The 22,599-nt window shown below is 69.3% G+C and carries 10 protein-coding genes; 6 read left to right on the top strand and 4 right to left on the bottom strand.

All coding sequences use genetic code 11. The annotated features are described in order from the left end of the window. Positions 1-3: 3 nt before the first annotated feature. From LOK44_RS20585 to LOK44_RS20565, 5 genes are all read left to right on the top strand, one after another. The gene (locus LOK44_RS20585) at positions 4-444 is read left to right on the top strand and encodes a DUF732 domain-containing protein (RefSeq protein ID WP_237571948.1); all 441 of its coding nucleotides are present in this window, start codon (positions 4-6) and stop codon (positions 442-444) included. A gap of 19 nt (positions 445-463) precedes the next feature. Then, a complete protein-coding gene (gene culp6, locus LOK44_RS20580) occupies positions 464-1,471 on the top strand; it encodes a carboxylesterase Culp6 (protein WP_237571947.1) in 1,008 nt (335 codons plus the stop codon). A 268-nt stretch (positions 1,472-1,739) separates the two neighbouring features. After that, positions 1,740-3,629 (top strand): long-chain-fatty-acid--AMP ligase FadD32, encoded by a 1,890-nt coding sequence (gene fadD32 / locus LOK44_RS20575; protein ID WP_237571946.1) that lies wholly within the window; start codon positions 1,740-1,742, stop codon positions 3,627-3,629. 55 nt (positions 3,630-3,684) lie between these two features. Then, positions 3,685-9,162: a polyketide synthase Pks13 gene (gene pks13, locus LOK44_RS20570; protein WP_237571945.1), complete on the top strand. Its 5,478-nt coding sequence runs from the start codon at positions 3,685-3,687 to the stop codon at positions 9,160-9,162. 4 nt (positions 9,163-9,166) lie between these two features. Further along, positions 9,167-10,750 (top strand): acyl-CoA carboxylase subunit beta, encoded by a 1,584-nt coding sequence (locus tag LOK44_RS20565; protein WP_237571944.1) that lies wholly within the window; start codon positions 9,167-9,169, stop codon positions 10,748-10,750. A 95-nt stretch (positions 10,751-10,845) separates the two neighbouring features. Here LOK44_RS20565 and LOK44_RS20560 read toward each other — a convergent pair whose 3' ends face one another. Next, entirely contained in the window at positions 10,846-11,721 is an 876-nt protein-coding gene (locus tag LOK44_RS20560; protein ID WP_372481279.1) for an MBL fold metallo-hydrolase, read from the bottom strand. A 66-nt stretch (positions 11,722-11,787) separates the two neighbouring features. On the opposite strand from LOK44_RS20560, the gene LOK44_RS20555 reads away from it, so the two are divergent. Further along, positions 11,788-12,789: a DUF4331 family protein gene (locus tag LOK44_RS20555; RefSeq protein WP_237571943.1), complete on the top strand. Its 1,002-nt coding sequence runs from the start codon at positions 11,788-11,790 to the stop codon at positions 12,787-12,789. A gap of 3 nt (positions 12,790-12,792) precedes the next feature. Here LOK44_RS20555 and LOK44_RS20550 read toward each other — a convergent pair whose 3' ends face one another. The 3 genes from LOK44_RS20550 to LOK44_RS20540 are packed head-to-tail and all read right to left on the bottom strand — an operon-like array spanning position 12,793 to position 22,560. After that, positions 12,793-16,041, bottom strand: coding sequence for an arabinosyltransferase domain-containing protein (locus LOK44_RS20550; protein WP_372481278.1), 3,249 nt, complete (start codon positions 16,039-16,041; stop codon positions 12,793-12,795). After that, positions 16,038-19,289, bottom strand: coding sequence for an arabinosyltransferase domain-containing protein (locus tag LOK44_RS20545; RefSeq protein WP_237571942.1), 3,252 nt, complete (start codon positions 19,287-19,289; stop codon positions 16,038-16,040). Before LOK44_RS20545 ends, LOK44_RS20550 begins: the two co-directional genes overlap by 4 nt. 58 nt (positions 19,290-19,347) lie before the next feature. Next, positions 19,348-22,560: an arabinosyltransferase domain-containing protein gene (locus tag LOK44_RS20540; protein ID WP_237571941.1), complete on the bottom strand. Its 3,213-nt coding sequence runs from the start codon at positions 22,558-22,560 to the stop codon at positions 19,348-19,350. Positions 22,561-22,599: the final 39 nt, after the last annotated feature.

Genomic DNA, 22,599 nt, shown 5'->3' with positions numbered 1-22,599 from the left:
CCGATGTCGCTGATGGTCGCCTTCGCCGCCGTCTCGACGGGCGCGTGTGGGATGACCAGCGGCGACGTCATCGCGACGATCGGGTTGCCGTCCACGGAGACTGCGGGCCCCGACGTGGAGGTGCAGGGGCTGCCACCCCGGCCGCCACGCGCCGACGGTTCCGCGACGGCGCTGCACGTCACGCCGGAGCAGCGCGGTTATCTGGACGCGCTCGACGATGCGGGCGTGCACACCTCCAACGAGCTGGTGGCGCTCAGCATCGGTTCCTACGTCTGCCAGGCCCATGCCGCCGAGCAAAGCGATCAGGCGGTGTGGGACTTCGTCCTGCCGATGGTGCGCGACGACGTGCACGATTCGCTGCCGGGTGACGAGGCCCCGCCTGCCGGGCAAGTCGACACCGTGACCGCCGACTACATTCGCATCGCCACCGAACGCCTCTGCTAGCAGGAGAATCCACCAGCCCATGGCCGCCCCCCGTCGTAACCGCCACCGCATCCTCGCCCTGGCGGCAGCAGGCGCCGTCGCCGTGCTCGTCGCGGTCGTCATCGCCGCCGTCGTCGTGTGGCTGCGCGCGCCAGACACCCCGCCCACCGCTGTGCCGCCGACGGGGGTCCCACCCACCGGCGCACCGTCCAGCCCGTCCAAGCCGCGTCCGGAGTTCCAGGACGCCAGCTGCCCCGACGTGCAGATGATCTCGGTACCCGGGACGTGGGAGTCGTCGCCGCAGATGGATCCGCTGAATCCGGTGCAGTTCCCGATCGCGCTGCTGCTGAACGTGAGCAACCCGGTCCGAAGTGCGTTCGACGACGGCAGGCTCGCGGTGTGGACGACGCCGTACACCGCGCAGTTCCACAACCCGTTCTCGCGTGACGGACAGATGAGCTACGACGACAGCCGCGCCGAGGGCATGCGCGCCACCGTCGACGAGATCAAGCGGGTCAACGAGGCCTGCCCGCTGACCAGCTTCGTGCTGGTCGGGTTCTCCCAGGGCGCGATCATCGCCGGTGACATCGCCAGTGACATCGGCAATGGTCGCGGACCGATCGACCAGGACCTGGTGCTTGGCGTGACGCTGATCGCCGACGGCAGGCGCCAGGAGGGGGTCGGCAAGGAAGTGGGCCCCAACCCGCCGGGGCACGGAGCGGAGATCACGCTGCACGAGGTGCCGATCCTGGACGGCCTCGGGCTGGAGATGACCGGGCCGCGGCCGGGTGGCTTCGGTGCGCTGAATGACCGTACGAACGAGATCTGCGCCAAGGGGGACCTAATCTGCGCCGCCCCGTCCGAGGCGTTCTCGGTCTTCAACCTGCCCAAGACGCTGGAGACGCTGATCGGCGCCGCGGGCCGCCCGGTGCACGCGCTCTACAACACGCCTGACTTCTGGCAGCTCGACGGCCAGACGTCCACGCAGTGGACGCAGAACTGGGCTCGGAACCTGATCGAGAACGCTCCGCGGCCCAAGCACGGTTGAGTCACGATCGGGCACCATCGGTCGGGGGATTTGGCCAGCGTCCCGCAGGTCACCTAACATTAAGAGAAACGTAAGAACCAAGCGGTTCGCCGAACTGCGCCCGTGTCGATCCGTCGATCGGGGAACCGGCCGGCAATGCCCGGTAGGATTTCCAAGGTTTGGCATCTGCGGGCCTGGCTGTGTTTCGACGATTCGGTCGATGGCCGCCCCGGACGAGCCGCCGCGAGACATGGCACTTCGCGACCATGCGGTCTGACAGGAGAGTTTGATGGGATTCCACAATCCGTTCCTCAAGGACGGGCTGATCAAGTTCCCGGACAACGGCAGCTTGGTCAAGCACGTCGAGAAGTGGGCGAAGGTGCGTGGCGACAAGCTCGCCTACCGCTTCCTCGACTTCTCGACCGAGCGTGACGGCGTCGCCCGCGAACTCAACTGGGCCGACTTCGGCACGCGCAACCGCGCCGTGGGTGCGCGCCTGCAGCAGGTGACCCAGCCCGGTGACCGGGTGGCGATCCTGTGCCCGCAGAACCTGAACTACATCGTCGCCTTCTTCGGCGCGCTGTACTCGGGCCGCATCGCGGTGCCGCTGTTCGATCCGTCCGAACCGGGCCACGTCGGCCGTCTGCACGCCGTGCTCGACGACTGCCAACCGTCAGCGATCCTCACGACCACCGAGGCAGCCGAGGGCGTCCGCAAGTTCTTCCGCAGCCGCCCCGCCAAGGAGCGTCCCCGCGTCATCGCCGTCGACGCCATCCCGGACGAGGTCGGCGCCACATGGGTGCAGACCGACGTCGAGTTCGACACTGTTGCCTACCTGCAGTACACCTCGGGTTCGACGCGCATCCCGACCGGTGTGCAGATCACGCACCTGAACCTCGCCACCAACGTCGTGCAGATCATCGAGGCACTCGACGGCGAAGAGGGCGACCGCGGCTGCTGCTGGCTGCCGTTCTTCCACGACATGGGTCTGATCACCACGCTGCTGGCGCCGATGATCGGGCACTACTTCACGTTCATGACCCCTGCCGCGTTCGTCCGCAGGCCCAGCCGCTGGCTGCGTGAGATGTCGGCCCGCCCCGACGACACCGGCGGCGTCATCTCGGTGGCGCCCAACTTCGCCTTCGACCACGCCGCCGCGCGTGGACTGCCCAAGGACGACGAGCCGCCGCTGGACCTGTCCAAGGTCAAGTGCATCCTCAACGGCAGCGAGCCGATCTCGGCCGCCACCGTGCGCAGGTTCAATGACGCGTTCGCCCCGTACGGCTTCAAGCCCCAGGCCATCAAGCCGTCCTACGGTCTCGCCGAGGCGACGCTGTTCGTGTCGACGACGCCGATGGGCGACCACCCGAAGATCGTGTCGGTGGATCGCGAGGCGCTCAACACCGGCACGTTCGTCGAGGTCCCCGACGACTCGCCCACGGCCGTCGCACAGGCCGGTGCGGGCAAGGTCGGCATCGCCGAGTGGGCCGTCATCGTCGACGCGGAGACCGCGACGGAACTGCCCGACGGCCAGATCGGCGAGGTCTGGATCAGCGGCCAGAACATGGGCCAGGGCTACTGGGGCAAGCCCCAGGAGACGGTCGAGACGTTCCACAACATCCTGAAGTCGCGTACCACCCCCTCGCACGCACAGGGTGCGGCGGACGACGCGACGTGGGTGCGCACCGGTGACTACGGCGCCTTCCACGACGGCGAGCTGTTCATCACCGGCCGCGTCAAGGACCTGGTCATCATCGACGGCCGCAACCACTACCCGCAGGACCTCGAGTACTCGGCGCAGGAGGCCACGAAGGCCCTGCGAACGGGTTACGTCGCGGCGTTCTCGGTGCCGGCCAACCAATTGCCAGACCACGTCTTCGACAACGCGCACGCGGGTCTCAAGCGCGACCCGGACGACTCCAGCGAGCAGCTGGTGATCGTGGGGGAGCGGGCACCGGGTGCCCACAAGCTCGATCCCGGGCCCGTCATCGACGACATCCGCGCGGCGATCGCCGTGCGGCACGGTGTGACGGTCCGCGACGTGCTCCTCACCCCGGCCGGTGCCATCCCCCGGACCTCCAGCGGCAAGATCGGCAGGCGCGCCTGCCGGGCTGCCTACCTCGACGGCAGCCTGCGCGCCGGGAAGGTCGCCAACGACTTCCCAGACGCGACCGACTAACGCGAGAACCACCGACGGTCATCGAGCCGTCCGACGGCGAAAGTGAACAGTGAACATGTCTGAATCCCAGGACGCCTCGATTCCTTCGCCGGAGGCGGCAGTCGAACCCTCACCGGTGCTCTCCGAGGCCGTCGCGGCCGAGAAGGACCAGCCGAACCGCGTCGACGTCTCGGTGCCCGAGGTGCGGGAGTGGCTGCGCAACTGGGTGGCCAACGCGACGGGTCAGGCGCCCGACAGCATCAACGAGAACGCGCCGCTGATCGAGCTGGGCCTGGCCTCGCGCGATGCGGTCGCGATGGCCAGCGACATCGAGGACTACTGCGGCGTGACGCTGACGGCCACGATGGCCTTCCGGCATCCCACGATCGAGGCCCTCGCCACGCTGATCGTCGAGGGCGAACCCGAGCCCGCGGAGGCCAGCGACGAGGACTGGTCCCGTCAGGTCGACGAGGGCCGCACGAACATCGCGATCGTCGGCGTCGGCACCCGGTTCCCGGGCGACATGAACACCCCCGACGAGATGTGGGCGGCGCTGCTCGAGGGCCGCGACGCGATCACCGATCTGCCGGAGGGGCGCTGGTCGGAGTTCACGTCCGAACCGCGGATCGCCGAGCGCGTGGCCAAGGCCCGCACCCGGGGCGGCTACCTCACGGACATCAAGGGCTTCGACGCCGAGTTCTTCGCCCTGTCGAAGATGGAAGCCGACAACATCGACCCGCAGCAGCGGATGGCGCTCGAGCTGACCTGGGAGGCCTTGGAGCACGCCAGGATTCCCGCGTCCAGCCTGCGCGGCGCCAACGTCGGCGTGTTCGTCGGCAGCTCGGTCAACGACTACATGTTCATGTCGGTCGCCGATCCCGCGGTGGCGCACCCGTATGCCATCACCGGTAACTCGAGCGCCGTCATCGCCAACCGGGTGTCGTACTTCTACGACTTCCGCGGACCGTCGATGGCCATCGACACCGCATGCTCGTCGTCGCTCGTCGCCGTCCAGGAGGGCATCAAGGCCCTGCGCGCAGGCGACGCCGACGTCGTGGTGGCAGGTGGCGTCAACGCGCTGATCACCCCGCTGGTGACGCTGGGCTTCGACGAGGTCGGCGGTGTGCTGGCACCCGACGGTCGGATCAAGTCCTTCTCCGCCGACGCCGACGGTTACGCGCGCTCCGAGGGCGGCGGCATGGTCGTACTCAAGCGGCTCGAGGACGCCCGCCGCGACGGCGACGACATCCTGGCGGTCATCGCCGGCGGCGCGGTCAACCACGACGGCCGATCCAACGGCATGCTGGCACCCAACCCCGACGCGCAGGAAGCGGTGCTGCGCAAGGCTTATCACGACGCCGGCATCGACCCCAAGACCGTCGACTACGTCGAGGCGCACGGCACGGGCACCATCCTCGGCGACCCGATCGAGGCCGACGCCCTCGGACGCGTCATCGGCCGCGGCCGCGCGGCCGACCGTCCGGCGCTGCTAGGTGCGGTAAAGACCAACGTGGGTCACCTGGAGTCGGCCGCGGGCGCCGCGAGCCTCGCGAAGGTCGCGCTGTCGCTCAAGAACGACAAGCTGCCGCCGTCGATCAACTACGCGGGTCCCAACCCCTACATCGACTTCGACCGCGAGCACCTCAAGGTCGTCGACACCGTCAGCGACTGGCCGCGCTACGGCGGGTACGCCGTGGCCGGTGTCTCCGGCTTCGGCTTCGGCGGCGCCAACGCGCACCTCGTGGTGCGCGAGGTGTTGCCAAGCGATCTGGTCGAGCCCGAGGCCGAGCCCGACCTCGTCGTGGTCAAGCCGGCCACCGACGAAGCCGACGTCGTCTACGTCGGCGGGGTGCGGATGGACGAGTACGGCGAGTTCATCCACGACGACGAACCCGGCGACGACGAGTTCAGCGTCACCGCGAGCAACGGCGAGGTCGAACCCGAGCTGCCAGGCCTCACCGACGAGGCTCTGCGCCTGCTCGAGGTCGCCCGCGAGGAACTCGAGGCCGCCGAGGCGGAGAATCCGACGACTCCCATCGTGCCGCTTGCGGTTTCGGGTTTCCTGACCTCGCGCAAGCGGGCGACGGCCGCCGAACTCGCGGATTGGATCGAGAGCCCGCAGGGGCAGGCGTCGTCGCTCGAGGACATCGGTCGCTCGCTGTCGCGGCGCAACCACGGCCGGTCGCGCTCGGTGGTGCTGGCGCACGACAAGGACGAAGCGGTGAAGGGCCTGCGGGCCGTCGCCGAGGGCAAGCAGAGCCCGCTGGTCATCTCGTCCGATGGTCCCGTGACCAACGGCCCAGTGTGGGTGCTCGCCGGTTTCGGTGCGCAGCACCGCAAGATGGGCAAGAGCCTGTACCTGCGCGATGAGATCTTCGCCGAGTGGATCAACAAGGTCGACGCCTACGTCCAAGACGAGCGCGGCTACTCGGTGGTCGAACTGATCCTCGACGACTCGCAGGACTACGGCATCGAGACCACCCAGACCGTGATCTTCGCGATCCAGGTGGCCCTCGGCGAGACGCTCAAGGCGCACGGCGCGAAACCCGGTGCACTGGTTGGTCAGTCGCTCGGCGAGGCCGCGGCCGCCTACTTCTCGGGTGGACTGTCGCTCGAAGACGCCACTCGGACCATCTGCTCGCGCGCGCACCTCATGGGTGAGGGCGAGGCGATGCTGTTCGGCGAGTACATCCGCCTGATGGCACTGGTCGAGTACTCGGCCGAGGAGATCAGAGGAGTCTTCTCCGACTTCCCGGACCTCGAGGTGTGCGTCTACGCCGCACCCACGCAGACGGTGATCGGCGGCCCGCCCGAGCAGGTCGACGCGATCATCGCCCGCGCCGAGTCGGAGGGGAAGTTCGCCCGCAAGTTCCAGACCAAGGGCGCCAGCCACACCCAGCAGATGGATCCCCTGCTCGGGGAGCTGGCTGCCGAGATCCAGGGCATCGAGCCCCGCCCGCTGGACGTCGCGTACTACTCGACCGTCCACGAGGGCAGCCTGGTTCGTGCCGGCGCCGACCCGATCCACGACGTCGAGTACTGGAAGAAGGGGTTGCGGCACAGCGTGTACTTCACGCACGGCATCCGCAACGCCGTCGACAACGGGCACACCACGTTCCTGGAGCTGGCCCCGAATCCGGTGGCGCTCATGCAGGTTGGGCTGACGACGGCCAGTGCCGGACTGCACGACGGTCAGCTGATCCCCACGCTGGCCCGCAAGCAGGACGAGGTCGACTCGATGACCTCTGCCATGGCCAACCTGTTCGTCTACGGCCACGACCTCGACTTCCGCACCTTGTTCCCTCGAACGTCGGGCAAGGGCACTGAGTTCGCCCATATCCCGCCGACTCGGTTCAAGCGCAAGCCGCACTGGCTCGACGCCCACTTCACCGGTGACAGCTCCGCGGTGATCCCCGGCAACCACGTCGCGACCCCGGACGGCAGGCACGTGTGGGAGTACCAGGCGCGAGGCGCGGTCGACGCCGCTGCGCTGGCAGCACTGGTGAAGGCTGCTGCCACGCAGGTCCTTTCGGACGCGCAGCTGACGGCGTTCGAGCAGCGCGCGGTCCCGGCCGAGGGTGCGAAGCTGGTGACGACGCTGTCGCGGCATCCCGGTGGCGCGACGATCCAGGTGCACGCTCGCATCGACGAGTCCTTCACGCTGGTGTACGACGCCATCGTGTCCCGCGGCGGTGCGGCGAGTGCGCTGCCGGCGGCCGTCGGCGCCGGGGCGAAGGTCGACCTCGGTTCCGTCGCAACGGATTCCGCGGGGGCGCAGGCGCCTGCCGAGCCCGAGGAGGACGACGCCGCGATCCTGCAGGACAACCTCGCTGCGGGTGCGGGGCTGGCCGCGGGCTTCAAGAAGTGGTCGCCCGAGTCCGGTGAGACCATCGGCGAACGCCTGGGCACCATCGTCGGCAGCGCCATGGGCTACGAGCCCGAGGACCTGCCGTGGGAGGTGCCCCTGATCGAGCTGGGCCTCGACTCGCTGATGGCCGTGCGTATCAAGAACCGGGTCGAGTACGACTTCGACCTGCCGCCGATCCAGCTGACCGCGGTCCGCGACGCCAACCTGTATGCCGTGGAGAAGCTGATCCAGTACGCGATCGAGCACCGCGACGAGGTCGACCAGATCGCCGAGGACCAGAAGGGCAAGACGGCCGAGGAGATCGCCGCGGCGCAGTCCGAGCTGCTGGGTGGCGCGTCCACGGTCGCCGAGCTGGAGGCCAAGCTGGCCGAGGCGGGTCATCCGATAGCCACGGAGCACGCGGCCGTGCAGGAGATCACGCCGGACGCCATCGCGACCGACGCCGCGCTGGTCCCGCCCCCTCCGCCGCCGACGAACCCGTCCGGCCCGACAGTGCCTGCGCCGCCGACGAACCCGTCGGGTCCCGCCAAGCCGGCTCAGTCCGCTGCCGCTGCGGCGGCGGGCGTGCTGAACCAGCAGGCCGTCGCCGCGGCGCTGAACTCCGACGTGCCGCCACGCGATGCGGCCGAGCGGGTGGCGTTCGCGACGTGGGCCATCGTCACGGGCAAGTCGCCTGGCGGCATCTTCAACTCGCTGCCCGCACTCGACGACGCGGCGGCCGAGAAGATGGCGCAGCGCCTGACCGAACGCGCCGAGGGCACGATCACCGCCGACGACGTCCGCAAGGCGCAGACCATCGAGGAACTCGCCACCACGGTGCGCGAATACCTCGAGGCCGGTGAACTCGACGGCTTCGTGCGCACCATCCGCAAGTCGGACGCCGACGACGACGTGCCCGTGTACGTGTTCCACGCCGCGGGCGGTTCGACGGTGGTGTACGAGCCGCTGCTCAAGCGGCTGCCCGGAGCCACCCCGATGATCGGCCTGGAGCGCGTCGAGGGGTCGATCGAGGAGCGCGCGGCGATCTACGTGCCGAAGCTGCTCGAGATCAACGGCGACAAGCCGTTCGTGCTCGCCGGCTGGTCGCTCGGCGGTGCGCTGGCCTATGCCTGCGCGATCGGGCTCAAGCAGGCGGGTGCCGACGTCCCGTTCGTCGGCCTCATCGACTGCGTGCGCCCGGGTGAGCCGATCCTGCACACCAAGGAGGAGACCCGCAAGCGCTGGGACCGCTACGCTCGCTTCGCCGAGAAGACGTTCAACGTGGAGATCCCCGAGATCCCCTACGAGGAACTCGAGAAGCTCGACGACGGCGAGCAGGTGCAGTACGTGCTCGACATCGTCAGCCAGGCCGGCGTGCAGATCCCGGGCGGCATCATCGAGCACCAGCGGACGTCGTACCTCGACAACCGCGCGCTCGACACCGTGGACATCCAGCCGTACGACGGCCACGTAGTGCTCTACATGGCCGACCGCTACCACGACGACGCGATCACGTTCGAGCCCGCGTACGCCACCCGCAAGCCCGACGGCGGCTGGGGCGAGTTCGCGTCGGACCTCGAGATCGTGCCGATCGGGGGCGAGCACATCCAGGCCATCGACGAGCCGTACATTGCGAAGGTCGGAGCGCACATGAGCGAGGCGCTCAACCGCATTCAGGCGGGACGCAGGGACGAGAAGAGGTCGTAGCGACGTGACGGCAGACGCAGCAGCACCCACTCCGGTCCGGGCGCACACGACGGCGGAGAAACTCGCCGAACTGCGCGAAAAGCTGGAACTGGCCAAGGATCCCGGCGACGAGAAGGCCAAGAGCCGTCGCGACCGCAAGGGCATTCCGTCGGCCCGCGCGCGCATCCACGCGCTGCTCGATCCTGGCACGTTCTTCGAGATCGGCGCGCTGGCAAAGACGCCAGGCGATCCGAACGCGCTGTTCGGCGACGGCGTCGTCACCGGGCACGGCATGATCGACGGCCGCCCGGTCGGCGTGTTCAGCCACGACCAGACCGTGTTCCAGGGCTCGGTCGGCGAGATGTTCGGTCGCAAGGTGGCCAAGCTGATGGAGTGGGTGGCCATGGTCGGCTGCCCGATCATCGGCATCAACGACTCCGCAGGCGCGCGGATCCAGGACGCCGTGACGTCGCTGGCCTGGTACGCCGAACTCGGGCGTCGGCACGAGATGCTGCGTGGCCTGGTGCCCGAGATCTCGCTGATCTTCGGCAAGTGCGCGGGTGGCGCGGTCTACTCGCCGATCCAGACCGACCTCGTCGTCGCCGTCCGCGACCAGGGCTTCATGTTCATCACGGGACCCGACGTCATCAAGGACGTCACCGGTGAGGACGTGACGTTCGACGAACTCGGCGGCGCCGACGTGCAGGCGCAGCGAGGCAACATCCACCAGGTGGTGGAGAGCGAGGCCGCGGCATACCAGTACGTGCGCGAGTACCTGAGCTTCCTGCCGTCGAACCACTTCGACGACGCCCCGATCGTCAACCCGGGACTCGAGCCCGAACTGACGCAGCACGACTTCGAGCTCGACTCGATCGTCCCGGACTCGGACAACCAGGCCTACGACATGCACGAGATCCTGCTGCGCATCTTCGACGACGGCGACGTCTTCGAGATCGCCGAGCAGCGGGGCCCGGCGATGATCACGGCGTTCGCCCGTGTGGACGGTCGGCCGGTGGGCGTGATCGCCAACCAACCGATGCACCTGTCCGGCGTGGTCGACACCAACGCGTCCGACAAGGCGGCCAGCTTCATCCGGTTCTGCGACTCCTTCAACCTGCCGCTGGTGTTCGTGGTGGACACCCCCGGTGCCATGCCGGGCGTCGAGCAGGAGAAGGACGGCATCATCAAGCGCGGCGGGCGCTTCTTCAACGCGATCGTCGAGGCCGACGTGCCGAAGGTGACGGTCGTCGTCCGCAAGGCCTACGGCGGCGGGTACGCGGTCATGGGCTCCAAGCAGCTGTCCGCGGACCTCAACTTCGCCTGGCCGACCGCGCGGATCGCCGTGATCGGCGCCGAGGGTGCGGCCCAGCTGCTGGTCAAGCGCTTCCCGGATCCCACTGCGCCGGAGGTGCAGAAGATCCGCGCCGACTTCATCGAGGGCTACAACGCCAACCTCGCCGTGCCTTGGATCGCCGCCGAGCGTGGCTACATCGACGGCGTCATCGAGCCGCACGAGACGCGGCTGCTACTGCGCAATTCGCTGCGTCTGCTGCGTGACAAGCAGCAGGCCAACAAGGTGCTCCGCAAGCACGGCCTGACCCCGATCTAGCCCTCCCTCCTTACCTCCTCCGGCGAGCGTGCGTGTCTGCGGGCGACACGCCGGCGCAGAACACGACTTCGCGCACGCTCGCGGAGCAGCCCCGGCTACCGCGCGGGCAGGTCCAGCCAGTCGTCGACGACGAACCCGTCGCCGCGAGCAACGATGGTCGCTCCGCCGTACCCGGGGTAGTGGGCAGGGATCACGGCGGCGCGAGCGCGCGCGGCCTCGGTGAACACCCGCTTGCGCGTGACCGCGGCGGCCGCGGCATCGACGTCGAACGCGCACGGGTCGGCGGGTCGGGGAATCTGAATGGGGCAGTGGGTCAGGTCCCCGACGAACACCGCGGGCCTGCCTGCGTCGAGCCACAGCACCGACGAACCGGGGGTGTGGCCGGGCGCGGGTCGCAGCCGCAGTGACGCGCTGAGTTGGAGGTCGTCGGCCCACAGCCGGGTCTGGTCGGCGACGGGAAGAATGCTGTCGGAGAACACGATTCGCATGGCATCGGAGGCGCCGTCGCCGTCGGGGGCGAAGAACCGGTAGTCCGCTTCCGGCATCACGTATCGCGCGTTGGGGAACGTCGGCACCCACTGGCCGTCGCGCGATCTGGTGTTCCACCCGACGTGATCGGTGTGCAGATGGGTGTTGACCACGACGTCGACGTCGTCAGGGTGAAATCCCGCGTCGGTCAGTGCCGCCAGGAAGCCGGTCTCCAGATCGTTCAGGACCGGGATGCTGGGCCGCTCCCGCCCATCGCCGACGCCGGTGTCGACGAGCACCGTCAACCCGTCCACCTCGATCACCCAGGTCTGCATCACCACGCGCCACCGCCCGGCGGCGGGGTCGTAGAACGACGGCACCAGGAGGTCGGCGTGCTCGTCCCACGCATGCGGTGGCGTCTGGCCGAACATCGCCGCGGCGACGTCGAACTCCCACTCGGGCACCCGGGTGACGATGGCGTCGCCGAGTCGCACGCTGTTCACGGATGCGACGGTAACTCCTGGGCCGAACTGCTGCGGGCGAAGGCGCGTAGCGCGTTTGATCACGAGGTGTCCAATCACTTCACGGGGCTCAGCCTCGGCCCGCCGATGGGCGACCAGCGCCTCGACCTCTGCGATCTCTACGCGTTCGCATCCCCGTCCGACCCGAACCGGACCGTCCTGATCCTCAACGCCAATCCGAACGCCGACGCCATGCACCCCGACGCCATCTACCGCCTCGCCATCGACAACGACGGCGATCTCCTCGACGACGTGGCGTTCAGCTTCGTCTACTCCAAGCCGCGCGACGGCAGGCAGACCGTGGACGTCTTCATGGCCGTCGGCGAGGAGGCGGAGCAACCGGAGGCCGTGGGAAGGAAGATCTTCGAGGCGGTCGAGGTGTCGTTCGGCAAGGACCCGAACATCGTGACCTCAGGCGACGTTGCGTTCTTCGCAGGCGTCCGCAGCGACGCGTTCTTCTTCGACTTCGACGGCATCAAGAATCTGTTCGACACCTCGGGCGGCCGTAACTTCACCGCTCCGCACCTGGGGAGCGACTCGCCGTGGACGGGGGTCGATTCCAACACCGAGGCGAACGTGTTCTCGATGGCCCTCGAGCTACCGACGGCCGAACTGGGTGCCGCGCCCGACCTTCGGATCTGGGGGCGCTGCAGCGTCCGCAGCGGGGACCGCCTGCTGCACGTCGACCGTGCCGGGCATCCGTCGGTGAGCAGCTTCTTCAACACCGACGAGACCAAGGAGGAGTACAACGCCAGTGTGCCCCGCAACGACAGGGACCGTTGGACCGACCTGTTCGTCCACCTGATGGGCCACACGGGTGGCTACACGCGGGATGAGGCCATCGCCGCCATCGAGGAGGAGGGCACGTTACCGGACATGTTGTCCTACGACCCGACCAAGCCTGCCAAGTACCCGAACGGTCGTGTGTTCACCGACGACGTCATCGACTACCGGCTCGCGTTCCTCACCAAGGGTGAGTGCCCGCCGACCGGGCTGAGCCCGCACGACGACGTCCTGGATCACATGCCATACCTGGGCACGCCGCACTGACGGTCAGGGTGCGATCCGGATCTGACCCGGGCTGTAGAGCCCGCTGTGCGTCTCACTGCCGAGATCGATCCGGGCGGGCGAGGCGTCGACGATGGTGTCGAAGCGGCGCAGCGAGCCCCAGTCCTGACCCCAGTCGTTGGACAGGTAAGTCGACATCACCGATGCCCGCAGCAACAGGTCGGTGATGCCGAGCAGGCCGCCGTTGAGACCGTCCTGCCAGGTGTCGGTGCTCTGCAGCTTGGCTGAATAGTCCGGTGAGATGCGGAACTTGGGCACGTCGGTGACGCCGTTGGCGTGCAGCATCGGCTGTTGGCACGGGAACGCGAGCCCGACCGCCCAGTCCATCAGGACCGGTTGTTCGGAGCCGACGTACTCCTGCACGGACCGCACCTCCGGCACGCGCGGCGGCGTGACGGCGAGCCAGTCGCCCTGTCCCAGTGAGAGATCCTCGGCGATGACCCGCACGGCGACGGCGTCGGCGGGAATCTGCTCGCGCGGGAAGCGCAGGTTGCGCCACGCCGGGGTGGGGCCGACGTCGTACGGGCTGACCCGGCCCGCAGGCACCGGCGCGCCGTCGGGTCCTGCGGTCGCGTACTCGAGTTCGACCGTCTGGCCGGCGTCGACGCCGTCGGCGACGCTGCGCCCGCTGATCGTTCCGGCTGCGGTGATCACCACGAGTGGATGTGCGTCGTCCGCGGCGGGCAGGCCGTACCAGGCCGACGCCAGCCGGCTCTCCTGCTGCGCCCCAGTGGAATACGTGCCCGCGACCGGTACCCGCCTCGGATCGAGTCCGTAGGGCAGCGGCACGGTCGACCCGTTGACACCCGGCCGCGGCAACCGCACCGACCGGTTCCAGTCGGCGTCGGTGCCCGGCTGGGGGTTGTTCAGTCTGATGGCCTCGGCGATGATCCGGTCCGGAACCCCGTTGGGGGAGAAGCCGGTTGGCTCGGTGCCGCCGAGTGGCCCGAGCGGCCCGTAACGGACGGGTAGCGGAGCGAGGAATCCGGCATTCGAATCCGGTTCGACGAGCACGTCGTCGGCCATCCCGCAGCCGCCTGCGAAGGCCCGGACGTTGGCCCAGCCGTTGGAGTACGTGGGGTACTGCCGCACCACGCCGATCACCATGGAGGCCACGCCGACGAGGACCATCAGACCGGCCGCGATCGGGATCGGCGCCGCGGTCAGCTTGTCGACGATGGGCGAGGAGTGTCGCGCTGAGAGGTGCAGCCAGAACGCCCACAGTGCCGCGACGGCGAACAGTGCGAAGAACACCGCGCTGACCGTGACGCCACCGAGCTGCGGCACCGAGTTGTTGTATGGCGCACCGAAGTTCGAGACGTACCACCAGCCGTTGGTGGAGGCGAAGCACATCGCCAGCACGAACATCACCAGGGCGAGGAACGCCATCCGGTTGCGGGCCGAGCGCAGCACGATCGGCGACATCAGCACGGTCGCCAGCGCCGCCATCGCACCGCCCACGGCCGCGAACAACCCGAAGTGGTGGATCCACTTGGTGGGGGTGAACATCAGGAAGAAGATCGTGGCGAAGATGACGCCCATCAGACGCCAGGCGGGCCCGCGCGCGACGCCACGAACCCGCTTGCGCCGCAACATCAGGAACAGCGACGGGAACAGGCACAGCACCGTGAACAGGAACGCGACGCGTCGCGAGATGGCCGCATCGGTGGTCGGCAGGATCAGGTAGTAGTACCGCAGGATCTCGGTGTACCACTCCTGGCTGGGCCCGATCGCGGTGCGAATCCTGGTGGCCTCCAACACCGTTGCCAAGGTCTGATCCGCGAAGACCACGGTCAGCACGACGGTGCCCGCGGCCAGCAGCGGCAGGATCAGCGGCCAGGTGCCGAACAGCTGGCGCCTGCGCATGAGGATTCGCAGGATGGGGCGGCCGCCGGCGACCAACGCCGCGACCGCGATGAGACCGGTGGGCTGGATGCCGAGGGTGAACGCGGCGGTGATGATCGCGAGCGCGGCCGGTGTCAGCCGACCGGAGGTGATCGCCCGCTCGATCAGGACGTAGGTGATCAGTGCGCCGGTGGCGATCTGGCCTTCGGGGCGCAGGCCGTTGTTGAACGGCATCCACGCCGCCAGCAGCACCAGGCCCGCCGCCCACAGCGCGGGACGGCTCGCGGAGACGGCCGGCCCGAGGCGGGGCACCACTTCCCGCGACAGCAGCAGCCAGCAGACCAGCGCGCAGATGAGGTCGGGCAGCCGGATCCAGATGCTGGCGTCGCTGATGCGCGTCATGAGCGCGAGCACGTTGTAGTACCAGCCGAACGGGTCCTCGGGGCTGCCGAACCAGCGGAAGTAGTTCGACATGTAGCCGGCGTGGTCGGCGACACGGGCCATGCCGAGGATGTAGCCGTCGTCCGACGAGTTGGCGCCGATGACGTACCAGAGGCCGAAGCCGCCTACGACCACGCCGTCCACGGCGGACAGGGTGCGCCAGCGCGACGGGATCAGCCGGTGCATCCGATGCCCGTCGGCGCGGTCGAGGCGCCACAGCGCCAGCAGTGCGATGACGGTCGAGACCATCGCGAGCAGCATGGCCGTCAGCTTCAGCGCGGTCGGATGCGTGGTGAAGCGGGTGTCGATGGTTGCCGAGAACTGCATGCCGGGCGGCGCGGGTCCGGTCAGGTCGGTGAACACGCCGACGATGGCGGGCCGCAGGTTGGGGTCGGCGAAGCCGGTGCGCTGCGGCTTGCCCGCGTCGTCACCGGAGACCTGGGTCAGGCCGACGAAGTCGGCGAACGTGCCGTCCAGCGACGACGTGATGTCGAGGCGGCTACAGCCGGCCATGCGGTCGCGGCTCACGCTGGCGACCACGACGTTGCGGACGATCACGTCGACGCGGGCGTTGCCGCTCGCCGGGCCGCTGCCCCTGCCCGAGGTGACGTTGACGAGCATCGCGTTGAGCGCCGCGTCGCGGCCTCTCGGCGGCGCGGTGCCGAATACCAGGCCACCTTCGGGCGGCATCGACGCGATCACCGAGCACGGCACCGACGCGGTGAGGCTCACGGGCGCGAGCGAGATCAACGGTGCCGTCACGTCGTCGAATTGGCCCTGCTGGGGCCAGTTCAGGGTGGCGGTGGTCTGGGTGACCGGCAACAGTGGGGTCGCGACGGCCAGCACGAAGCCGATGAGCCCGGCGATCGTGGCGACCCAGCGGGCCACCTTCGTGTCGTTGCCCGGCTTCACGTCAGCGGCTCGTTCGCCGTCCTTCAGTACGGTCACTTCAGCGCCCTGATCGGGCCGCGGCGGTTCCAGCCGAACACCTGGGTGGAGCCCTCCTCGATTGCGGCGTTCGGCGCGTCATCGCGCGGGACGACCCGGATGTAGCGCTCGATCGATCCCCAGTCGCGGTACCAGTCGTCGCGCAGGTAGGTCGGGATCGCCGACGTGCGCAGCAGCGCCTGGATGAACAGGAACGGTCCGCCGTCGTCGGCCGACTGCCACTGGTTGGACGACGACACCATCTGCTTGAAGTTCGGCAGCACGCGGTACTCGGGTAGTTCCGCCACGCCGAGGTGCTCGGTGAACGGCCGCTGGCACGGGAAGTTGGCTGCCGTCGCGATGTCCATCAGTACCGGGGTCTGCGTACCGAGGAACTCCTGCGCGGTGGTCAGCACCGGAACCCGCGGCGGCGTGAAGCCGAACCACTGGTCCTCGGACAGGTTCGGGTCGTCGGCGACGATCCGTGCCACGTTCGCCTCCGGGGGTGCCGTGGTCAGCGGGAATCTCAGGTTGCGCCATGCCTTCTGCTCGAAGATATCGATCGGCTGCACCTCGTTCAGCGCCTGGTACGAGCCGTCGGGACGGTGCACGCCCCACTGCAACTTGAGGGACTGGCCGTAGCTGAACGCGCCGTCTTCCTCGTAGTACCAGATGGCCCCTGCGGCGGCGACGGTGACGATCGGCCGGTCGGGCGTACGCGGCGGCAGCTGGTACCACGCCGAGGTCGCCTCCGCAGCGACGGTGTTCTCGTCGAAGCTGCCCATCACCGGGGTCCGCTCGGGGTCGAGGCCGAACGGCAGGTAGACGCGGGAGCCGTTCACGCCCTCGGGTCCGTAGCCGCCGCCGGTACCGGCCGCGTAACCGATGCCGATGTTGGGCTTGTCGACGGGGCCGTCGGAGTTGGCCAGCCCGGGGTTGGCCGCCACGGGTTCGGCGGGCTCGAGGGTGTCGCTCACGCCGTTGGGGGTGAATCCGACGGGGTCCTCGCCGCCAAGCGGTCCGTACTCGCCGAAGCGTTGGCCCGGGACCGGTTGCAGCATCCCGGCATTGGTGTCGGCCTCGACGAGCACGTCGTCGGCCATGGCGCAGCTGTCGCGGGACAGTCCCGAGGCGAGCGCGTCGGCGTTGGCCTTGGCGGTGGTGTACGCGGGGTAGCGGCCGGCCCCGGCCTTGGCCATCGATCCCACCTCGAGCAGCACCATGATGATGGCGACCACGAGCAGCGGGGTGGACGCCAGGGCCCGGTTGCGTCCGGTGTCGGCGACCTCGGTGTGCCCGGCGTAGTCCATGCGGAAGTGCAGCCAGCCCGCGAGCAGGCCGCAGGCGATCGCGAGCACCAGGAACAGCGTCGTCACGGGCTGGCCGAAGATCACCGGTTGCTTGTCGAACCACGGCACGCCGTAGTTGCCGACGTAGAACCAGCCGTTGATCGCCGACGTCGACCACGCGAGCACGAACAGCAGCGCCGTCACGTAGAGCGCGAGGTTGCGTCGGCTGTGCAGTCCGACGCGGGCGAACGCGAAGGCAGTGACCCCGCCGAGCGCGCCGGTCAGGCCTGCGAAGGCGCCGAACTGCGCTGCCCACTTCGTCGGGGTGAGGACGAGCACGAACAGACCGATGACGGTCGATCCGGCCAGCCGCCACACGGGTCCGTTGACGGTGCCGGGCACGCCCCTGCGCCGCAGCAGCACCATCAGCAGACCGATCAGGCACAGCAGCAGGATCAGCACGGCGAAGCGGCGGGGCAGCGAGCCGTCCACGCTGTCCTCGACCGTGAGGAAGTAGTACCGCAGGAACTCCTGGTACCAGGGGATGGTCGGGCCGATGACGTACTTGATGCGGACCGATTCGGCGACCGTGGCCAGCGTCTGGTCGCGGAACACGACCACGAAGATGAGGGAAGCGGCGGCGACCAGCGGGACGAGCTGCGCCAGTAGTCCGTCCACGGGACGACGGGCGGAGATGATGCGCGACACCGCGCGCGAACCGACCAGCAGCGGTGCCAGCACCACCAGGCCCTGGGGTGCGAGCGTCACGCTGAACACGACGATGACCACGGCTAGCGCCACCGGCCACAGCCGGCGGGTGCCGATCGCGGTCTCCATCAGCATCCACACCGCGACGACGCCGAACGCGAGCAGCGGTTCGGGTCGCAGGCCGTTGTTGAACGGCAGCCATGCCGCGAGGAACACCGCGCCCGCGGTCCACACCGCCACTCGGTTGCGGTTGAGTCGACGGCCGAGGCGAGGCAGCACCCAGCGCGAGAGCAGCAGCCACGTCCCGATGCCTGCGAGCGTGGCGGGTAGCCGCATCCAGACGCCCGCGGTGCTGACGGCGGCGAGGTGGGCGAGCACCGACTGGTACCAGTCGAACGGCGCCTCCGTGGCACCGAAGAAGCGGAAGTAGTTGGCGGCGTAGCCGGCTTCGTCGGAGACCCGCGCGATGGTGAGGTTGTAGCCGTCGTCGGAGGACGTCGCGCCGATGACGTGCCACAGCAGTAGCGTGCCGACCACGATCGCGTCGGCGATCCAGGTGGCCAGGCCGGCCCGCCAGAACCGCCGCCCGGCCCGCGGGATGCGCCTGCCCGAGGTCCGGTCCAGCAGCACCAGCGCGACGATCGACGCCACGGTCGCGAGCACGCCGAGGACCATCAGCACGGTCTTCATCGGCGTTGGCGTGGTGATGAAGCGGGTGTCGACGTCGATGCGCGCGTTCAGCCCGGGCTGCGCGGCCACCTCGAGGTCGGTGAAGACGCCTGCGACCTGGGGCTTCTTCTCGACCGGGACGGTGCCGGCCGCACCGGGGATGCCGATGAAGTCGGCGCCGACGCCGTCCGGGTCGGCCCAGACGTGCAGCGTGCTGCAGGCGCCGCTCTCGACGGCGGGCCGCGACGCGACGGTGGCCACCTGGTCCCGGAACGCCACGATGACCGACTCGGCGTCGGCCCGCACGAACAGCCCGTTGCGTCCGGCGTCGATGCCGCCCGCGGGAATGGTGGAGAAGACGACGCCGCCCGACTCGGGGAGCGTGGCCACCGCCCGGCAGGGGATCGACACGTCGAGCGAAAGGGGCGCGCCGGACACCAGTGGCGCTGTGACATCGGTGACGAGGCCGTCGGCGCCGGGGCCCTGCGGCCACAGGATGGTCGCGGTGGTCTGGCGGACGGGGAGCAGCGGGGTCAGAGCGCAGAGCAGGATCCCGCTGATGCCCGCGATGATCGCGATGAGTCGAATGGTCCGGGCGGGCACGACGCTCAAGGGTAAGGGACGCACTCGTGTGCTCTGCGCCGCCATGCGGGTGGCGCGGTCACGACAATCTGAGCGGTCCCGGGCTCCACAGCCCGCTGCGGGTCTCGGTCCCAAGATCGATGCGCGCCGGTTCCGCGTTCGGGTACCAGGGCGTCAGCGACTGCAGCGCGCCCCAGTCGCGGAACCAGTCGTTCTCGAGGTAGGTCGGCACGGGGTTGGCGCGCACCAGGAGTTCGGTGATGCCGAGCGGTCCGCCGCCGATGTAGTCCATCACCGGGGAGTTGGCCTCGGCGCCGAACCGGTCGGGCAGGATGCGCCACTTCGGCACCTCTGTGACGCCGTTGTTGTGCCCGAACGGTCGCTGGCACGGGAAGGCAAGGCCCACCAGCCAGTCGAGCAGCACGGGGTCGGTCGAGCCGACCACGTCCTGCAGCGTGCGCAGTTCGGGGATGCGTGGCGGCGTGATCGCCATCCAGTGGTTGGGTGCGAGGTCCTCGTCGGAGGCGACGATGCGGACCTGGGTGGCGTCGTCGGGGATCGCCGACATCGGGGCGCGCAGGTTGCGCCATGCGGGCACCGCGCCCACGTCGGCGAGGCCGAGGCCACCGCCGGGCTCGTCGTCGGCGGCTTGGGCGTCGGTGGCCCACTGCACCGTCAGCTCGCCCGGGTCGAAGCGGCCTGCCGCAGCTACGACGAGCAGGGGCCCGCGCTCGTCGACGGGCGGGAGCCGGTACCACGCCGACCGGAGCCGGGACGGCTGCTGGTTGCCCGACCGCCAGCTGCCCATCACGGGGACCAGGCGCGGGTTCAGGCCGTAGGGCAGCCGGGCGCGTGAGCCGTTGATGCCCGCGGCGGTCGTGGTGCCGCCCTCGGTGCCGGGCTCGCTGCCGCTGGCCGCGGAGTCGTCGGTGTCGGCGAAGTTGTCGCTGCCCTGGGGCTCCATCACCGGGTCGGCCGACACGTCGGTGGGAATTCCGTTGGGGCTGAAGCCCTGCGTGGTCGTCGCACCCAGTGCGGCAGCGGCGGGAACGCCGATCGGCTCGAGCAGACCGCCGTTGGGGTCCTGTTCGACGAGCACGTCGTTGGCCAGTCCGCAGGTCTTCCCGGTGAGCGCGTCGAGGTTGGACCGGCCGACCGACCACGCGGGGTACTGGTCGATCATCGCCAGCGTCAGCGAGACGACCTCGAACATCACGACGAGCCACACGGCGACCGCGAGCGGCGCCTGTCCGACGCGCGACCATCGTCGCGGCTTGCTGGGCGGGGTGTCCGACCGGCCGGAAAAGTGCAGCCAGGCCGCCACGAGGAGCGCGAGCACCGACAGCCCGAGCAGCATGGTGGTGAAGCCGAACTGCCACTCCGGGAACGAGTTCGACCACGGCACGCCGAAGTTCGACACGTACCACCAGCCGTTGACGGTCGCGAACGACAGCGCGGCGACGAACAGCACGATCGCGGTGAACACCGTGCGGTTGCGCCGCGACTTCATGGCGGCGGCGGTGACGGCGACCGCGGCCAGCGCACCCAGTGACCCTGCGAGACCGGCGAACACGCCGAAGTGGTGCGTCCACTTGGTCGGGGTGAACATCATCGCGAGGAACGAGATGATCGTGATGCCGATGATGCGGCGGCTCGGTCCGAGCGCGGTGCCCGGAATCCTGCCCTTGCGCAGCGACATCGCCACCGACACCGCGAGCGCGAGCAGCAGGGTCAGTACGGCGAAACGCCGGGCGACCGAGCCGTCGGGACTGGTGGTGAACAGTCGTTCGTAGCGGATGTGTTCGTCGAACCAGCTCAGGCTGGGACCCACTGCCGACTTGAACGAACTCGCTTGCAGTTCGGCCATCAGCGTCTGGTCGCGGAAGATCAGGATGACGGTGACCGTGCACGCGGCGAGCACCGGCGCCAGCAGTGCCAGATAGCCGAAGCGCGAGACGTGTTGGCCGACAATGGTCTTCAGCGGGCCGATCGCCACCAGCAGCGCACCGATCGCCGCGATGCCGGTGGGTCCGGAGAACAGTGTCAGCGCTCCGATGATGACGGCGATCGCCACCGGGAGCAGCCGGCTGGTGGCGACGCCGCGTTCCACCGAGCACCACGTGAGCAGGATCCCGAGCGCGATGATCGGCTCGGGGCGCAGTCCGTTGTTCAGTGGCAGCCAGAACGCGAGGAACAGTCCGGCGGCGGTCCAGGCCGCCACCCGGGAGTGCTTGACGGCGTGCCCGAGCCGAGGGATCACCTCGCGGCTGATCACCCACCAGCAGGCCAGCCCGATCAGCAGGGTGGGCAGCCGCATCCAGACGCTCGCGGTGCTCACGTGCGCCCACAGGGCGAGCAGGTCGTAGTACCAGCCGAACGGCGCTTCCGGTGTGCCGAACCAGCGGTAGTAGTTGGCCATGTAGCCGGCGTTGTCCGACAGCCGGGCCATGGTCAGGATGTAGCCGTCGTCGGCGGTGTTGGCGCCGACGATGTGCCACCACACCATGACCGCGGTGACCAGACCGTCCAGCGGCGTCAGCGACCACCAGCGTGGCGGCAGGAAGCGCCGGTGCCGGACGCCGTCGGCGACGTCGAGGCGGTGCAGGGCGCCGAGAGCGATGAGCGTCATCACGACGCCGATCACCATCGCGAGCGTCTTGAACAGGGTCGGCGACGTGCTGTAGCGGGAGTCGATCGTGGCGGCGAACGTCAGGCCGGGCGGGGCGGGGCCGGACAGGTCGGTGAAGACGCCGACGATCTGCGGCCGGAAGTCGTAGCCGCCGCGCTCGCCGCGCAGCGGTGCGCCCGGGTCGTCGGACTCGGGGCCCTTCTCGAGGCCGACGAACTCGCCAGTCACCTCGTCGGCGCCCGCGGTGAACGTCAGCCGCTCGCACGCCGGGCTGAGCACCTCGTCCAGCGGTGCGCTGACGACGGGGGTGTTGCGCACGATCATCAACACGTCGTCGCCGACGCGCTCGATCAGCAGGCCGCGGTCGATGGCCTTCGGCGCCTGCTTCGGCACCGTGGACAGCAACACGTTGCGCGCACTGGTGAGGCCCGCGGCGGTGCTACACGGAATGCTGACGTCCATGGAGGTCGGCACGTAGCCGATCAGCGGCGCGTCGACGCTGGTGAGGACGCCGTTCTGCGGCCAGTTCAGTTCTGCGGTGGTCTGCTCGACCGGCAGCAGCGGGGTGGCCACGGCGAGCAGCGCGCCGAGGAGGCCGGCGACGATGGCGATGAGTCGTACGGTCCGGTGGTTCGACACCCCCGCGGCACCCTGTCGGCTCACGGGGCTAGATGTTAGTGGTCCGGGTTCCGCAGGCGTCTG

The organism is Mycolicibacterium lacusdiani (assembly GCF_021916785.1).
Taxonomy (GTDB): Bacteria; Actinomycetota; Actinomycetes; order Mycobacteriales; family Mycobacteriaceae; genus Mycobacterium; species Mycobacterium lacusdiani.
The sequence above is the reverse complement of the archived record's forward strand: the minus strand, read 5'-3'. Positions and strand labels throughout refer to the sequence as shown.